Origin of the sequence: Streptomyces sp. NPDC005761 (assembly GCF_040630635.1) — a bacterium.
Taxonomy (GTDB): Bacteria; Actinomycetota; Actinomycetes; order Streptomycetales; family Streptomycetaceae; genus Streptomyces.
On sequence record NZ_JBEXXX010000008.1, the window covers coordinates 80473 to 94787 of the forward strand.

At 68.9% G+C, this 14315-nt stretch carries 14 protein-coding genes and 1 tRNA gene; 7 read left to right on the plus strand and 8 right to left on the minus strand.

Annotated features, from left to right (window positions below):
* Window positions 1-105: 105 nt before the first annotated feature.
* The 5 genes from ABZ434_RS10395 to ABZ434_RS10415 form a co-directional block, all read right to left on the minus strand.
* Window positions 106-1848, minus strand: coding sequence for a mobilization protein (locus ABZ434_RS10395; protein WP_359133865.1), 1743 nt, complete (start codon window positions 1846-1848; stop codon window positions 106-108).
* Complete coding sequence (locus ABZ434_RS10400) at window positions 1845-2138, minus strand: mobilization protein (RefSeq protein ID WP_359133867.1); 294 nt, start codon at window positions 2136-2138, stop codon at window positions 1845-1847. Before ABZ434_RS10400 ends, ABZ434_RS10395 begins: the two co-directional genes overlap by 4 nt.
* Before the next feature lie 540 nt (window positions 2139-2678).
* A complete protein-coding gene (locus ABZ434_RS10405; protein WP_359133869.1) occupies window positions 2679-3971 on the minus strand; it encodes a hypothetical protein in 1293 nt (430 codons plus the stop codon).
* A 99-nt stretch (window positions 3972-4070) separates the two neighbouring features.
* Window positions 4071-4769 carry an ATP-binding protein gene (locus ABZ434_RS10410; RefSeq protein WP_206433846.1) on the minus strand — a complete coding sequence of 233 codons (699 nt, stop codon included), beginning with the start codon at window positions 4767-4769 and terminating at the stop codon, window positions 4071-4073.
* The gene (locus ABZ434_RS10415) at window positions 4766-5683 is read right to left on the minus strand and encodes a hypothetical protein (RefSeq protein ID WP_359134182.1); all 918 of its coding nucleotides are present in this window, start codon (window positions 5681-5683) and stop codon (window positions 4766-4768) included. Before ABZ434_RS10415 ends, ABZ434_RS10410 begins: the two co-directional genes overlap by 4 nt.
* A gap of 234 nt (window positions 5684-5917) precedes the next feature.
* Here ABZ434_RS10415 and ABZ434_RS10420 point away from each other — a divergent pair, with 234 nt between their 5' ends.
* The 5 genes from ABZ434_RS10420 to ABZ434_RS10440 all read left to right on the plus strand — a co-directional run bounded on the left by ABZ434_RS10420 (window position 5918) and on the right by ABZ434_RS10440 (window position 9680).
* On the plus strand, window positions 5918-6292 hold the full coding sequence (locus tag ABZ434_RS10420; RefSeq protein ID WP_359133872.1) for a hypothetical protein: 375 nt from the start codon (window positions 5918-5920) through the stop codon (window positions 6290-6292).
* Between the two features lie 3 nt (window positions 6293-6295).
* The gene (locus tag ABZ434_RS10425; RefSeq protein WP_073733580.1) at window positions 6296-6547 is read left to right on the plus strand and encodes a helix-turn-helix transcriptional regulator; all 252 of its coding nucleotides are present in this window, start codon (window positions 6296-6298) and stop codon (window positions 6545-6547) included.
* A 203-nt stretch (window positions 6548-6750) separates the two neighbouring features.
* Window positions 6751-7101, plus strand: coding sequence for a helix-turn-helix domain-containing protein (locus tag ABZ434_RS10430; protein WP_359133875.1), 351 nt, complete (start codon window positions 6751-6753; stop codon window positions 7099-7101).
* 30 nt (window positions 7102-7131) lie between these two features.
* Window positions 7132-8655: a LacI family DNA-binding transcriptional regulator gene (locus ABZ434_RS10435; RefSeq protein WP_359133877.1), complete on the plus strand. Its 1524-nt coding sequence runs from the start codon at window positions 7132-7134 to the stop codon at window positions 8653-8655.
* A 179-nt stretch (window positions 8656-8834) separates the two neighbouring features.
* Window positions 8835-9680: a PE-PGRS family protein gene (locus ABZ434_RS10440; protein ID WP_359133880.1), complete on the plus strand. Its 846-nt coding sequence runs from the start codon at window positions 8835-8837 to the stop codon at window positions 9678-9680.
* On the opposite strand, the gene ABZ434_RS10445 is transcribed toward ABZ434_RS10440, so the two are convergent.
* A complete protein-coding gene (locus ABZ434_RS10445; protein ID WP_359134184.1) occupies window positions 9610-11136 on the minus strand; it encodes a PE-PGRS family protein in 1527 nt (508 codons plus the stop codon). The genes ABZ434_RS10440 and ABZ434_RS10445 overlap by 71 nt on opposite strands.
* A gap of 365 nt (window positions 11137-11501) precedes the next feature.
* Here ABZ434_RS10445 and ABZ434_RS10450 point away from each other — a divergent pair, with 365 nt between their 5' ends.
* On the plus strand, window positions 11502-12359 hold the full coding sequence (locus tag ABZ434_RS10450; RefSeq protein WP_359133882.1) for a hypothetical protein: 858 nt from the start codon (window positions 11502-11504) through the stop codon (window positions 12357-12359).
* Between the two features lie 191 nt (window positions 12360-12550).
* Here ABZ434_RS10450 and ABZ434_RS10455 read toward each other — a convergent pair.
* Window positions 12551-12624 (minus strand) — tRNA-Pro (locus ABZ434_RS10455).
* A gap of 116 nt (window positions 12625-12740) precedes the next feature.
* A complete protein-coding gene (locus ABZ434_RS10460; protein ID WP_359133884.1) occupies window positions 12741-13682 on the minus strand; it encodes a metallophosphoesterase in 942 nt (313 codons plus the stop codon).
* A 79-nt stretch (window positions 13683-13761) separates the two neighbouring features.
* Between ABZ434_RS10460 and ABZ434_RS10465 the strand changes: the two genes are divergently transcribed.
* Window positions 13762-14226, plus strand: coding sequence for a GatB/YqeY domain-containing protein (locus ABZ434_RS10465; protein WP_359133886.1), 465 nt, complete (start codon window positions 13762-13764; stop codon window positions 14224-14226).
* The last annotated feature ends 89 nt before the right edge of the window (window positions 14227-14315 follow it).

Consider the following 14315-nt stretch of genomic DNA (forward strand, 5'->3'; position numbering starts at 1 on the left):
GGTGTGACGCTCCTTGTGGGATTGGATGGGGAGCATCAATCGTCTGGAGAATCGCCGGTTTGGCTAACCGGCGATCGTCGGCTATGTTGCGCCCGATTCCCCGGGTCAGTGCCGACGGCTGGAGTGGTTCGACGCCTGAGCCGCAGGTGGTGTGGCGAGGGACGGTGTCGGGATGTGCCGGCCGTCTCGGGTGCCTGCGGTCTGGAGGTTCTCGGTTGCTGCCGCGGGCAGGTGGGCGCTGCGGCGCAGGCGCCAGACGAGGACATCGCTGATGGAGTCGGCGCTGCCGAGCTCGCGTCGCCGGGCGGCGTCGGCGAGCAGTGCGGCGGGGTCGTGGCCCGCTTGTCGGGCGTCTGTGAGTGTGGCGGCCAGGGCGGGCCAGCCGGGCTCGGCCTGGATCCGTTCGGCGAGCTCTGGCAGTGCCTGGTGCAGGAGAGCGACTTGCCGCTCTCGAATGCGCGGTGCCATCCGCTGGCCTCGCTGGCGGAGGGCGGCGATGGGGTGGGCTGCGGCTGCCTGGTAGGCGGTGCGTAGATGTTCGGCGGCTTGCTGGGCTGCGGCTGCCTGCTGGCTGTGGTGCCTTTTGGCGTGCCAGTTCGCCGCGGCGATGGCGAGGAAGACGGCCATGTCGATGACCATCGCCGTGGTGGCTCCGTCTTCGCCGCGCCCGAGTGCGGGGCCACTGTGGACGAGATCGTGTGCGGCCTGCCGCAGAACGTGGTCATGTCCGCGTACGGCGCGGACGTGGGAGCGGCCGGCCCGCTCGAACGCGTTGGCCGCCTCCCGCAGTTCCGCGCGGGTGTGCGCGGCAGACGTCTTGGCGAGCGCGTCCAGGACCTCACCCGCTGCGGCGATCTGCGCTGCCGCCATGCCGTCGTCGCCGTGATCGATGATCAGTAGGGCCTGCCAGCCGGCGGCCGACGCCCGGCGCCGAGCGAACGCGGGATGGGTCACCTGCGGCAGGGCGGGCTGCACCGGCTCGGAACCGCCCTCGGAGACCGTCTCTGCTCGGAGAGACCAGCGTTCGCGGATGCGGGGCAGAGACAGGTCGGGCGCGAGGGTGGAGCCGGCGTAGAAGACGGGCTCGTCGTCCTTATTGCGGTCACCGGGCAGCGCGACCTTGTAGCCGAGCAGGTCGCCCGAAGGTGCGATCCGCTTGTGGATCAGAAGGCCGTCGGCTGCTAGGCGGTCGAAGAACTCATCCGTGCACGCGGCGCCGGCCGACGCGCCGCGCACGGCCTCGCGCAGCTCCTCCCGCGCCGTGCGCTCCCGCCCCTGGCGTTCGGCCTTGTGGCGCTCGGCGCTGGTGGGGTGTTTGGCCGCGGTGCCGTCGCCGGGGGTAACGCGGTGCAGGTCGTAGTCGGCTTCGATGAGACGGGCTTCGACTTGGGCGCGTTGGCCCGAGCGGTGGTGGTTGGGGCGGCGGCCGTCCTCGCGTACGAGGGTGGCGATGATGTGGATGTGGTCGTCGGCGTGGCGGACGGCGGCCCACCGACACCCGGCGTCGTCTGGGCCGCCGGAGTCGATGCCGGTCGCGGCCACGATGCGGCTGGCGATGTCGCCCCACTCCTCGTCGCTCAGGATGCGGTCGGTGCGTGCTGCGCGGACGGAGCAGTGCCACACGTGCTGGTCGGGCCGCTGGTCTTCGTCGAGGAGGTGCAGTGGCTGGTCGAGAAGTCGCTGGAGGTCTTCCTCCGTCGCGGAGGGGTCGCGGCCGGGGTCAGGCGCCATGTAGTCGAAGGAGGCGACAAGGTGCGGGTCGACGTGCTCTTCGCGGGTGCCCTTGCCATAGAGGTAGTTGAGCAGGCCGCGGGTGCTGCTGCCTTGCTTGTGGATGCTGGGGATCAAGTGGTCTCGTCTGTCTGCTGGTTGTTGATCCGCTCGACGGCTGCCTCGGTGGCGGTGGCCGCGCGGCGGACGTAGGTGAGGGTTTCCTCGATGCGGGCGCTGTCGACGTCGCCGCCCGAGTTGAGTGTCTTGGTCATCTGGTTGAGGTTGCTGCCGGCCCAGCCGAGCTTGCGGCTGGTGGCGAAGAGCTCGGTGAGGACGTCGTGGTCGGCGGCGATGGTGGCCGCGGTGCGGGTCTGGTCGCGAGCGGCGGCGAGCGCGGAGTGGGCGAGGAATCCGGCGATACTCATGCCGACGGCATCGGCGCCGGCCTGGATGAGGATCCGTTCGCCTTCGTTGAGTCGGACGCTGTGGGCGGGGCGCTGCTTCTTGTCGCGCGGGCGGGATTTCCCCCTGGTCAGGCGCGTGTGGCCTGCCGTACTTGGCTGCGAACCGCCCTCGGTCGCAGCCCTCCCGTCCGGCGCCCCCTGGCGCTGGGCGGGCCCCGCCACCCCTGGGGCGGGGTCGGGTTCGGACGCTCCCCCTGCGGGGGAGTGTCCGAACCTCCAACTTGCTCCGCTTTGAGCTGGCGTGGCTTGGGTCGCGTTCTGGTGCACGGGGCTGTTGGTGCACGAATCCTGTATGGAGATCAGCTCCTGGCTGAGGGGAGAGGGCAGCGGACCAGGTCGACGTACGGGCAGCGTCCCCAACGCCCGCTGGTTCGAGCGGTGAGTCGCGAGGGAGGGCAGTGCGTGCCTGGTCAAGCGGTGCCAATGGGGCGGGGCCGTGGGACCAGACGGGGTGCTGGTCTACGGCCCCCGTTCGGGGTTCAGGGCTGACCGGATATCCGGTCAGCCCGTGGGGACGGCGGTCTCGCAACCCTGCTCTGCCGCCAGGAGGGCCTTGAGTTCGGTGAGCCGGTCCTCGGAGATGGGGAGGTCGGCCTCGCGGATGGCGTTCCGTAGCACGGCGCGGGTGGCTGTTCCGTGCATGGCGATGGCCGCGCGGCCGATCGCGAGGAGTTCGTCCATCTCGGCACCGGGAGGACGTCCGTAGCGTTGCGCCGCAGGGACGTCGTCCTCGTGGGACGGCTCAGTGGTCTCGCGGATGGGGACCGAATCGTGCAGGGGAAGTTGGTTCTGCACGGATCGAGGAGGCAGGGACTCAAGACGAAGGTTGGAGTCGGCGTGCTCCCCGGCTTCCTCGCTCGTCAAGCCGAAACCTGCACCCGATCGGCTGCGCGGCGGAGTCGTCCCGACTTGGTGCAGGGTGCCTTCGTTCGGAGTGAAGGCGTTCCAAGGCGATGGCAGTTCGATCGTGGCCAGCTCTGTCGCGTGACGGCGGACGGCAAGCTGGTGCAGCAGCACTTCGCGCTGGCGCTGGTCGATTCCCACAGACGCTTGGGCGACGGCGCGGGAAAGCCGTCGCGCGGTTCGCCGGCCTCGCCAGCCGGCGCGCTGCTTCGGGGTTCGCTCCGCAAGGTGCGCGGCCAGGGCGACGGCCCTGCGGGTGGCACGGTCGCGGCTGATCTGCGCAGCGTCACGATCGTGTTCGGCGACCCCAAGGCGCGAGAGGCCGCGTTCGCGTACTTCGCGACCTATCCGGGCGAGGACGCTGTGGGAGGCCGCCTCGGGCGTGCGGATGCGTAGTTCGATGCCCATGGCCTGATGCCACAGCAGTGCGGCCATGACCGGTCCCACGAAGGCCCGCACCGTGCCGCCGACCACACCCGACTCGGCGTACGCGGGGATCACCTGTACAGCGGTGATCACCCAGGTCAGGACGCCGGGCAGGCCGGGTGCTCGCTTGGGGCCTTGCAGGTTCTGCCGCGCCAGCAGGGCCGTGGCGAAGAGGGCGAGTTCCGCGGCGGCGAACATCGCGGTGCGCTCGGTGGTGCCGCTCATGTCGAGGTAGTCGGCGGCGAACCGCCAGCTGGTGTCGGCGCTGTAGGTAGTGCATCCGACCGCGGCCAGTGCGGCGACCCTGACCGCGGGTGTTCCGGGCTGTTGCTTGGTGTGGTTTCGGGGAGCGCGTCGGTAGATCAGCCAGCTGATCAGCAGCACTGTGCAGGTGGCCAGGAGGGCGGCGAGCGCGATAGGTATCGCGTTCCAGTGCCCGAGTGCGGGCATGGCAAGTTCCGTCATGCAGGGGTCTCCAAAGGGCCCGCCGCGCCGTGTGGGCAGGCGTGGGCGCGGGACGGGCGGTGTGGTGAAGGTGAGCTGGTGCCGGGCGGCGCCGTGCGGTCAGGCGGAGAGCTGGCGTCTGCGGTCGGCGCCGGTGAGGACGACGGTGGTGGTCATCTCGGCGAGACGGGAGGCGACGCGGTCGCCGACGGCGTCGCGGAGCGCGGCGGTCGGCAGATTGGTCGTGAGGAGGGTGGGGAGCAGGTCGGTGTAGCGGCGGTTGATCAGCCGGTACGTGATCTCCTCGGTCCACTCCGACTGCTTGGCTGCGCCGAGGTCGTCCAGGATCAGCAGCGGGCAGGTGCTGAGGGTGGCGAGGTCGCGCTCGGCGTCATGGCCGGGGCGTGGGCGCAAGCGGGCGTACAGGTCGGCTGTGGTGGCCGCCTCCCACCGCAGCCGTACCCCGGCGGTCAGCAGCGAGCGCACCGCGCCGTACGCCTGGTGTGTCTTGCCGGTGCCGGTGGGCCCGGCGATCAGCAGGGACGGTCCGAGCGCGATGCCCCGGGTGCCGCTCGGGCCGGGCCGTGCGGCAAGGGCCACCTCATCGACCCAGGCGGCAACCTGCTGGTGGCCGGCGAGGGCGTGGCGGTAACGGGGTGGGATGCGGGCCGCGGCCAGCTCCAGCGCGGTCACCCGTTCCGAAGGGGCCTCGGCAGGTGACGTAGTTGGATCGATGCCCCGTTCGGCGAGGATCGTGCCGAGGCGGGCGGCGAGGGTGTTCATGCGCTGCGGCTCCCGGCTGGTGGTGGCTGTGGTCACAGCTGACCCCCGTAGGCCACCTCGACGTCAGCGGGCGCCGGGTTGGTCCATGCTCGGTGCGGGGCGGCAGCTGCCCGTGGAGCGTTCATGGCCTCGTCGACCAGGCTCGGCAGCAGTCCAGCGGACAGCCCCTTGGTACGCATGCGGTCCATCCCGGCCCTGATGTGGTCGGGGGACAACCCCTCGCCGAGCAGTTTGCTGACCACCTTGCCGAGGCGGCCGAGGACGTCGCTGGGCGGGCGGTGTTGGCATGCGGCGACGTGCTCGGCGACCAGGTCCTTGGCCGAGACCGAACCCGAGACGGCAGGGGGCGTGGGGGCGCTTGCGCTCCCCACCGGAGGTGATCCTAGATCCAGGATCCTAGGTCCTAGATCCGGACCCTGAGTCCTCACCGCAGTCTCCCAGCGTTGTGGTGAGGACTCACTGAAATCGCCCTGACCTGCGGTTTTCCGGTTCACGGAGGGCTCGCTGCATCCGCGTGACGCATCAGGGCGTCCACCGTGAGGGCTCACGGCCTGTTCATGGAGGGCTCCGTGAACAGGCGAGGCCGCCTCGTCCGACCGGCTGCCCTGGTGGCGCGGGCAGGCCGGGCAGCGGCTGCCGCTGGGCCGGTTGATCTTCTGGTGACGGGCCCAGGTGACGATGTGCAGGTACCGCTTGCCGTCGTCGCCTTCGTACCGGCAGATCAGACCCGCACTGTCGAGCTGCGTGAGGTCGTCCTCGACCTCCAGCGGGCCGTGCTCGGGGCGCAGGGACCACAGGGCGCCGGCGATGACAGCGGCCTGGTCGCGGAAGTGGCCGTGGTCGTCCGCCTGCGTAAGCAGGCCGAAGAAGGTCCGCTCGGCATGGACGCTCACCGCGGCCAGCGACTCGGAGATGAAGGCTTCCGGCTTGATGGTGCGTATCCGCGCCATGTCTATCGCCCCGCCTTCGTGGGCCGAGCAGACGAGTTCGGCGACGGGGATGCGACTACGGCCACGAAGGCAGTAGCTTGTTGGGGCATGCACGGTTCCTCACCCGGTGGCGTTATGACCGCCACCGTCTTGATCGTTCAGGTACGGGCGATATCGGTAGGGACTTCTTGGCCCCCGGCGTTGGCCCGCCGGGGGCTTCTTCATGTGCTCGAAACCGCAGGGGTTTCCGGGCGCATGGCCAAGACAGCCACATCTTCCCCGCACAAGTCCAGCATTCCGCCGGAAAAGCAAACAGCTCTCGGCGAACGTGTCGTGCGCGGCTTCCTTAAAACGGTAGACCCGAATCGCCGGTTGACCAAGAAGTTGCATAAATCGGGCAGTTGGCAAGCGAACCCGTGGGCGGCGCTGGTGGGCGCGCGATGCAAGATGCCACGTCGAGACCACATGCGTGCTACCGGCATGAGGGCGGCAGGTGATTTGGTCATCCGCCGATTCCCGTCTATGTTGCGCCGCTCGCAAGGAGTCTGGGGACCAGATCTGACAAAAAAGATGCGAAACATAGCAGCACATCGCCGGTTACCCAAACCGGCAATGCAGAGCTACAACTGACCTATGCCTGAGAGCCCTTTGGGAATTGGTCCGGCCGGCGTGCTGACCGCCCGCGCCATTACCCGTGCCCGCACAGCGCGCGGATTCGCCCAGCGCCAGCTGGCCGAACGGGTCACCGCGCTCGGCCGGCCCATGACCATCACGATGCTGTCCCGCATCGAATGCAGACAGCGCCGCTGCGATGTCGACGATCTCGTCGCCATCGCAGCTGCTCTCGGCCTCTCCCCGCTCGCCCTGCTCGCCGAGACGAGTTAGCCGAACGAGCCCCAACAGCGCTCCCCGGGTGGGCCAACACCCGGCAGCCGCTACGCACATCACCTCGCCCGTACCTGAAACACCAAGACCGGCGTACCCGTGTCCGCGCGGCCGCGCCAGAGAAGGAACCTCCTTGCGCCGAGAGGCCATTACCCCTGCCCCGTTGCCGTTCCGCCTCCGTACCGCGAAGGAGGCGATCTCGCATGGCTGAGCAGCCAGGCACCGGCGTAGCACCGCCCCGCCTCTACCGTCCCGAGGACATCGCTGCTGTTCTCGGCTGCTCTGCCTGGTGGGTCAAGGACAGGGCCCGGCGGCGGCTGATCCCCTTCACCCGGGTCGGCCGCGCTTACCGCTTCACCGCAGAGCACCTCGCAGAGATCATCCGCCTCCACGAGGAACGGCCCGCACGGGCACACCAGCCAGTCACAGCTCGGACCGTCGCCAAGGCCGATGCCCAGCAGGCGGAAGCGCCCCGGCGTGCCGCGCCCACCACCCGCCTGCGGGCGCGGCCTCCGGCCCGCGCCAGGCAAAGCCAGTTCAGCACCGTCGCCTGACACGACCGCGTACCAAGGGAGAGGAGGAGCGTGGGTTTCGCGGAGAAGCGCGCGAACTACTGGCGTGGCCGGTACAAGACCGCACCTGGTAAGCACCTCACGGTCGTCGACGAGCAGGGCAAGGCGATCAAGTTCGCCACCAAGGGCGAGGCTCAGCGCGCCGCGAGCGAGGCCGAGAACAAGTACCGGCGCGGCGACTGGCGTGACCCGGCACTCGGCCAGGAGACCTTCGGCGAGTACGCGAGCCGCTGGTACGAGGCCCAGGACCTGGCCGCATCGACGATGCAGAACTACAAGCGCCACATCGAAGAGCACCTGCTTCCCGACTTCGGGGACCATGCGCTCGCCGGCATCCTGCGCTCGGACGTCGACCGGTGGGAGAAGAAGGAAAGGGCTCTGTACGCGGCCTCCAGCGTCAAGACCTGGCGCTCGACGTTCCACCTGATCTACGAGGACGCGATCGACGAAGGACTGATCACGTTGAACCCGGCGACCAGGCGGCGTGGGCGGGGCAAGCGCGCGGGCCGCTCCCGTGACCGAGGCCCGGAGAAGGTCGTCACCGATCCGCTCGGCATCCTGTTGATCGCCGAACGAGCAGCACTGCTGTCCGGCCGAGATGACGAGTTCGTCGCCGTCGTCCTCAAGGGATACACCGGCATGCGCTGGGGCGAAATAGTCGGCCTGGAGACCGAGTTCACTCGACCTGGCTCCGTCCGTGTCGAATGGCAGCTGTACGAACTCGACTCGGGCGAGATGGTGCGCTGCCCGCCCAAGGACGACAGCTATCGCACCCTCGACTCGATGGACTGGCTGTCCGCCCTGGTCGCCAATCACGTCGCCCGCACGAAGCCGACGCCCTGCGCCTGCCACGGTAGGACCTACGTCTTCCGCGGGCAGGGCACGGCTCGTACGGGCGGCCACCTCGGGGCGAAACTCGTCGACGTCGCACGCCGTGCCGAAGTCTCCACGGGGACGGTGTCCAACGTCCTCAACCACCCCGATCGTGTCGCTGAGGCGACGCGAATGCGGGTGGAGGAGGCCATCACGGACCTCGGGTTCGTACGAGGCGGCGCGGTGGTGGAGCCTGCGGCCCACTGGCGCAGGAACGGTTTCGCGACGTGGCTGTTCACCCCGGCGGTATCGGGCTGGTACCCGAAGAAGGCCCCGCAGGAGGCACGACCCGTGCCGCTACTCGGCGAGCCGTGGCCAGGAGTCCCCGCGCGAGGGCGCGGGGCCGGCCAACGGGCCGACGCCTGCTGGCTCCCGATTGCTAGGGGCCTCACCCCTCACGGACTGCGCCACACCCATAGGACCGTGATGGAGGACCTCGGCACCGAGAAGGTCCTCATGGACCAGCGCATGGGACACATCGACGGCTCCGTCTCGGCGCGCTATGCCCACGTCACGCCGGGCATGCGCAAGCGCCTCCTGCTCGGCCTGACCGAGCAGTGGGAGGCAGCTCTCGACTCGCGGCTCGCCATGTGTCCTACATCACCGGTGCGCGTGCTCGGTGACCTTCTGCGCGTTCGCCGGCAGGCGCATGGCTTGGTGTAACGCCAGCGGTGAGTGGCGCCTGTGACCCCCACGGGTCACAGGCGCTTTCGCCTCGCTCGAAGCACCTGTGCCTGCCCACCGAGCCCGATCACGCCGACGGGATCTGGGCACTCGATTCCTTCTGGTGGTTTTGGCGAATCGGCGGGCGCTGGTGCCAACAGACCTGGCTCAATAGGCGCATGGAATTGGGTGAGCACTGGGCATATCGCGTGAGGCCGAAGGACCTGGGCAGCGCGGTCCGCCAGGTAGAGATTGTGCGTGTCGGCGGCCCCGGCAGGACGGGCGGGGTGCATGTGCGGTTCCTTGACGGTGACGCCGCCGGGCTACAGGAATGGGTCAACCCCACGTGCCTCGTGGTTCCGTGGGCGAAGGCCGAAGAGTTCCACGCGGACGACGCGGCGGAGTTGGCGTTGGCCGAGGCGTCGCGACACGTGAGGGGCAGCACGGAGTTCGAGGCCGCGCGGCTGATCCTTGGGTTCGTCAGACCGAAGAGCAAACTGCGCCTGCGGCGAGGCGTCCAGGACGCCGGCATCCTGGACATGGGCCGACTGGATGAGACCGCACCGCTCGTCGGTATGGATCCCGCGAAACTGCGGGACGACCCTACGATCCACGAGAACCGCGACGGCCACTGCCTGGCAGGTTGGCCAGTCACTGAACGTCTCGTCCGCCATGTGGCCGAACGTCTCGCCGACACAATTCTGCCGGAGGTGGACCGCAAACAGCAGAGCCTTGAGCAGGAACGCGCCCAGTCTTCCTGGTACTCCTCCTACAGCCGTCGCGATGACCGCAAGCTGGACGCCGAAGCGACCGTCCTGAGGACCGTGCGGGCCTGGTGCGGCGAGGACAAGTCCGAGCGCTATGACGAACTGGTCGCCCTGCGCGCGGAGGTCATCCGGCTCGGGAAATTGGTCGAGCGGGCGGTGACGACCCTACGTGACCGCGGACACGGCTTCATCGCCTCCACCATTGAGCGCGAGCTGGGCGTCCATATCTCCAGCCTTGATCCAGACGTTCGTCGCTGAGGTCGTGCCGCCGGTCTGGCTCCGGTTTGGGTGACGCGACTTCCACCTGAGGCTTCTCCTTCACCGACGCGACCCGCTCGGGACGCTGCGGGTGCCAGCCGTCGAGAAACGGCCGTAGCTGGTCGTCCGTCGGCTGCGCATGGAAGCCGTGGCCGGTAAGTCCCCGTCCGCGCACGGTGGGGTCGAGCCGCTCGGCCTCGGCCTTCCCCCACGCCGACCACTCCCGCAGCCGCTCGGCGTCGAGGCCGTCGCTCGACGTGGCAGCGGCCTTGTCCAGCGCTGCGCAGAAATCCCTGATCTCCCCAGCAGTCCGCCACTGCTCTAACGCCGTACTGAAGCGCTCGACCTGCACCGCTTCCACGGCCTTGATCGTCGCGACGCTGACAGCGGCCTCCCACTCCTGCTGCCTGCGCTGCATCTCCTCCACTTCCCGTAGGCGGCGCTCTTTCTCCTTCCGCTCCCGCTCCTCACGCAGTCGCAGTTGCTCCGCTTCCCGCTCCTCCCGCAGCCGCCGCTGCTGAGCCTCGCGCTCCAACCGAGCCCGTTCCTCCTCTTCGGCGTGTGCCTTGAGCGCGCGGAAGACCGAACCGACCTGGTCCTCCAGCGACTTCTTGGCGGTGTCGGCCCAGTCCTTCTTCCATCCGGAGCCGTAGCTGTAGCCCGAGTGCTGGCTGAGATGCAGTTCCAACTCGCCGGACGGCTCGGACCGGTTCGCCGGAGCAACCCGCTGCCAGTCGTAGGTACGCCGACCCGGTTGCTTGGGCACGTACCTGACCTGCTTCTGCCGCTCGCGGAAGCTGACCTCGTACGTCCTGCCGTGGACCGTCAGCAGGGGGCGCGCCTGCCGGCGCTTCTTGGACACCGCGATCTCGCCATGACGAACGAGGGCCTGCTCGGCGAGGAGACGGAGCAGCGCGATCACCCGGGGGAGGACCTCCTCGGAGATCTCAAAGGCACTGTGGTCTGCGGTAACCGCGGCGACCACGTCCTCAACGTCGGTGATCACTCGGCTACGCGCCAGGCGAATCCGATTCCATTCGGTGTCGTCCTCGCCGGTCATCCTGAGCAGGCCGAGAACGAAATCACCCCTCTCCCGCCCCGTGTGCTTGAGGTGGTACCCCTCGGGGGCGCATTGCCGCGCAGCGTCGAATGCTCGCCGGTAGCGGCCCCGCTCCCCGTCGCTCGGGTTCGGGATACGGAGGAAGCGGCCGGCTTCCTGCACTTGGGTGATCAGGGCCGCGCCGATCGAGGCCGGTGAGGGACGCGAGGGCTTCGCAGCCGCAGACGAGGGCGCTGTCTGTCGGCTGGGAGGGCCAGCCTCTGGTGTCAGTTTGGGGGCCGCCGAACGCTGCCTGCGTGGAGTCCGCTCCGGCCGGTCAGGATGGTGCCCGTGTTCCAGGTAGAAGCGTCCGTCGTTGGTGATGTCCGCCTGCCACCTCCCGCTCTGCTTCGGCATGGTGATCAAGCCCCGCCCCTTGAGGGCGTGAGCGGTGGCGGCAAGTTCCGGGCTGTCCGAGGTAACAGGTTCCGTCCCCTTCCCGATGCGGGTGAGCAGGACCAGCTGGCGATCATTGAGTGGCGACCAACGGTGCATGGCACGGTCGTACCGTGTGTGCTCGAGCCAGCACAACCTGTATTGAGAAAATCGCTCAGGTTCGCTAGGAGGGGTCCCTGCGGGACCAATTCGCCTGGATGCGGCCTGGCGCTTGTGAGCGTGGCAGGCGCGATGCGCACGACAAGGCGTTTCACGACTTTACGCCTTCCTCGCTATGAACCGGACCAAGACTGGGTGACCCGGTTCAAACGAAGGAAGGCAACCTTATGCAGAAGCAAGCAGTGCAAGTCGCACCCGAGGGAACCCATGGGAAGGGCAGGATCCGAGCACATGACGCCTGGGCATTGGAACTGCCGGTACTGCTGGATGCGATGAACACACAGGCAGTCGAGATCGACCTCGGGCAGCACGGCATGCAGGCTGCATTGGCCGTCCTTCCAGACCGGATCTGCGTGCTGGTGCGCCCCGGCCTCAGCGAGCAAGAACTGTCGGTAGCCATCCGGTCGCTTCTCGCTCGATACATTCACCGTCCCTCCCCTCACCTGGTCCTCTGGCCGCGAGAAGGCCACGGTGTGGTGGTGAAGGAGCCGAGCGACGTGTTGGCGGACTTGGTGCTGGGAGACCCGCCGGACGCGACGGCCGATGTCATCCATCTCTACAAGGATGGAAACTGGGCGCCGAAGGACGGGTGGCGGAGCGACGAAGAGGTGCTCACGGAGCTTCTGAAGCTTGCTGCCGTCGACATGAAGGGCGTAGTCGAGGACATCCCTGAGGAGATGTACCCGCTACCCGACGGGCTGGGTGCCGTCGTCTCCGCCGGCTACGACAGCGAGGGGCTGGCACACCCGCTGGTGTTCCTTCGAGGTGACCTGGCCGTCGGCCTGCGCGTCGATCTCCTCGGCTTCTGCCTCGCGCTGGCCGCCGGCACCGAGCACGAGGGCCGGGAACCGGACGAGAACGGTTTGTTCTATGTCGGCACGGATGCGGGACCGGTGCGTGGCCCGGGGACAGCGCTCCTCGGCGCTCTCATGGTCCAGCGCTTGGGGCGGCGTCCGGGAGACTGCGCTTTCAGACTCCTCGACCCGCCGGAGGATTCCGCCCCAGGGGTGGAGTCCGCTGCTTGATCGCGGGGAGGCTCTGCCGGGCGTCCGTCCCGTAAGTGTCGCGTCGAGGTTCTGCTCGGCAGGCTCAATGGCGGCTCCTTGGGAGCCGGATCCTGAGATCGGCTCCCAAACGGCTCCCAAGATGGCCCTAGGAACGAGTCAGGGGCCTGATCCACTAAGTGAATCAGGCCCCTGACCTGGTGTTTCAGCTGTCGGGGTGGCGGGATTTGAACCCACGACCTCTTCGTCCCGAACGAAGCGCGCTGCCAAGCTGCGCTACACCCCGATCGCCGCCGGTCTCCCGGCGACATCGATTACTTTAGCCCACCGGCGCCCGGAGACGAAATCCGCTTTTTGTGGCGATCGCGCGGCTGCCGGTGGTCAGGGACCGGGCACCGTCGGTCACACGTCCCGCGGGGTCAGGGTCAGCAGGGTTGCCTCCGGCGGGCACGCGAAGCGGACCGGGGTGTAGCGGTTGGTTCCGCATCCGGCCGAGACGTGGAGGTAGGCGCGGTGGCCGTCGGCCGTGTGGCTGGAGAGGCCCTTCACCCGGTCCGTGTCCAGGTCGCAGTTGGTGACCAGGGCCCCGTAGAAGGGGATGCACAGCTGGCCGCCGTGGGTGTGGCCGGCCAGGATCAGCGGGTAGCCGTCCGCGGTGAAGGCGTCGAGTGAGCGCAGGTAGGGGGCGTGGACCACACCGATGGACAGGTCGGCGCTCGTCTCGGGGCCGCCCGAGACCTCTGCGTAGCGGTCACGCTTGATGTGCGGGTCGTCCAGGCCCGTGAAGGCCAGCTCCAGGCCGTCGAGCTTCAGGCGGCCGCGGGTGTTGGAAAGGTTCAGCCAGCCCGCGTCGTCGAAGGCGTCGCGCATCGGTTCCCACGGGTTGTGGACGACGCCGACGGCCGGGGCGTTCCCGTTGAGCCCGTGCTTGCCCGCCGCCTTCTCGAGGAGGTAGCGGGCGGGGTTGCGGAGCTTGGGGCCGTAGTAGTCGTTGGACCCGAACACGTACACACCCGGGAACTCCATCAGCGGACCGAGCGCGTCCAGCAGTTCCGGTACGGCCTCCGGGTCGGAGAGGTTGTCGCCGGTGTTCACGACGAAGTCCGGGCGCAGCCCGGCCAGCGACTGCAGCCAGGCGCGCTTCTTGCGCTGGCCGCTGACCATGTGGACGTCGGAGACCTGCAGGACCCGCAACGGGCGTGCCCCATGCGGGAGTACCGGGATGGTGACCCTTCGCAGACGGAACGAGCGGGCCTCGAATCCGGCCGCGTAGGCGAGACCGGCGGCGCCGGCCGCGGCGGTGACCGCCGTGATTTTCAGGGGTACTCCGTAGCGTGCGCGCATGCGCCCATCGTCGCAGACGGTGCGTGTCCACAGGAAAACCGGCGGGCGGTGCACACCCCGCACCTGCCACAATCACCCCATGACCACGCTCAAGTCCAAGCTCAAGGAAGACCTCACCACGGCCATGAAGGCGCGCGACGAGCTGACCTCGTCCACGCTCCGGCTGACCCTCACCGCGATCACCAAGGAGGAGGTCGGCGGCAAGACGGCCCGCGAACTCTCCGACGACGAGGTGCAGAAGGTGATCGCCAAGGAGGCCAAGAAGCGCCGCGAGGCGGCCGAGGCCTTCGCCAAGGGCGGCCGGGCCGAGCAGGCGGAGCGGGAGAAGAAGGAGGGCGAGCTGCTGGACGCCTACCTCCCGCAGCAGCTGAGCGACGACGAGCTGACCGCGATCGTGTCGTCCGCCGTCGACGAGGCGAAGGCCGCCGGGGCCGAGGGGCCGCGCGCGATGGGCGCCGTCATGAAGATCGTGAACCCGAAGGTGGCGGGGCGCGCCGAGGGCGGCCGGGTGGCCGCCACGGTGAAGAAGCTCCTCGCGGGCTGAGGCCGCGCGGCTCGGCAAGCGGCAGACATGAAGGTGGGGCGCCCCCGGACCGGGAGCGCCCCACCTTCATGTCCGGCGTGCGAGGGGAC

What these genes read in the sequence shown, in the direction of transcription:
- ABZ434_RS10400 (WP_359133867.1), bottom strand. Translation starts at nt 2,138, where the DNA reads ATGAGTATCGCCGGATTCCTCGCCCACTCCGCGCTCGCCGCCGCTCGC.
- ABZ434_RS10405 (WP_359133869.1), bottom strand. Translation starts at nt 3,971, where the DNA reads ATGACGGAACTTGCCATGCCCGCACTCGGGCACTGGAACGCGATACCT.
- ABZ434_RS10415 (WP_359134182.1), bottom strand. Translation starts at nt 5,683, where the DNA reads ATGGCGCGGATACGCACCATCAAGCCGGAAGCCTTCATCTCCGAGTCG.
- ABZ434_RS10420 (WP_359133872.1), top strand. Translation starts at nt 5,918, where the DNA reads ATGGCCAAGACAGCCACATCTTCCCCGCACAAGTCCAGCATTCCGCCG.
- ABZ434_RS10425 (WP_073733580.1), top strand. Translation starts at nt 6,296, where the DNA reads ATGCCTGAGAGCCCTTTGGGAATTGGTCCGGCCGGCGTGCTGACCGCC.
- ABZ434_RS10430 (WP_359133875.1), top strand. Translation starts at nt 6,751, where the DNA reads ATGGCTGAGCAGCCAGGCACCGGCGTAGCACCGCCCCGCCTCTACCGT.
- ABZ434_RS10440 (WP_359133880.1), top strand. Translation starts at nt 8,835, where the DNA reads ATGGAATTGGGTGAGCACTGGGCATATCGCGTGAGGCCGAAGGACCTG.
- ABZ434_RS10445 (WP_359134184.1), bottom strand. Translation starts at nt 11,136, where the DNA reads ATGCCGAAGCAGAGCGGGAGGTGGCAGGCGGACATCACCAACGACGGA.
- ABZ434_RS10450 (WP_359133882.1), top strand. Translation starts at nt 11,502, where the DNA reads ATGCAGAAGCAAGCAGTGCAAGTCGCACCCGAGGGAACCCATGGGAAG.
- ABZ434_RS10460 (WP_359133884.1), bottom strand. Translation starts at nt 13,682, where the DNA reads ATGCGCGCACGCTACGGAGTACCCCTGAAAATCACGGCGGTCACCGCC.
- ABZ434_RS10465 (WP_359133886.1), top strand. Translation starts at nt 13,762, where the DNA reads ATGACCACGCTCAAGTCCAAGCTCAAGGAAGACCTCACCACGGCCATG.